Annotated in this window: 1 protein-coding gene; it reads right to left on the bottom strand. The window is 64.3% G+C overall.

What is annotated here, in order from left to right; genetic code table 11:
• Positions 1-870: NAD(P)(+) transhydrogenase (Re/Si-specific) subunit beta (locus HV770_RS38085; protein ID WP_175166537.1), on the bottom strand; the 870-nt coding region annotated here is incomplete at both ends.

Genomic DNA, 870 nt, shown 5'->3' with positions numbered 1-870 from the left:
AGGTCGTTGTCGAGCCCGGCGTAGCCCGCCGCCATCGAGCGCTTGTTGACGATCACCGTCCTTGCCTTATACGCCTCGATGATCGGCATCCCCGCGATCGGCGACTTCGGATCGTTCTTCGCGGCAGGGTTCACCACGTCGTTCGCGCCGAGCACCAGCACCACGTCGACCTGGCCGAACTCGCCGTTGATGTCGTCCATTTCGAACACCATGTCGTAGGGCACTTCGGCCTCGGCGAGCAGCACGTTCATGTGGCCCGGCATGCGACCCGCGACCGGGTGAATCGCGTACTTCACTTCGATGCCCTTCTCGACCAGCTTGTCGGTCAGCTCCTTCAACGCATGCTGCGCGCGCGCCACGGCCAGCCCATAACCCGGCACGATCACCACGGTCTCGGCGTTGCCGAGCATGAACGACGCATCGTCGGCGGAACCGGATTTCACCGGACGCTGCTCCGCTGTGCCGCCGGCCACCGCCGCGCCCGCATCGTTGCCGAAGCCGCCGAGAATCACGTTGAAGAACGAGCGGTTCATCGCGCGGCACATGATGTACGACAGAATCGCCCCCGACGAGCCGACGAGCGACCCCGCGATGATCAGCATCGGATTGTTCAGCGAGAAGCCGATGCCCGCCGCCGCCCAGCCCGAGTACGAGTTCAGCATCGACACGACCACCGGCATGTCCGCGCCGCCGATCGGGATGATGATCAGCACGCCGAGCACGAACGCGATGATCGTCATGATGATGAACGGCAGCCACGCCTGCGTGAGAAAGAAGATGATGCCGAAGCCGAGCATCGCGATGGCGAGCATCAGGTTGATCAGATGCTGGCCGCTGTACACGACCGGCGCGCCCTGGAAGAGCCGGAAC

Source organism: Paraburkholderia fynbosensis, from assembly GCF_902859935.1.
Classification (GTDB): Bacteria; Pseudomonadota; Gammaproteobacteria; order Burkholderiales; family Burkholderiaceae; genus Paraburkholderia; species Paraburkholderia fynbosensis.
This window is presented reverse-complemented; position numbering and strand designations above follow the sequence as displayed.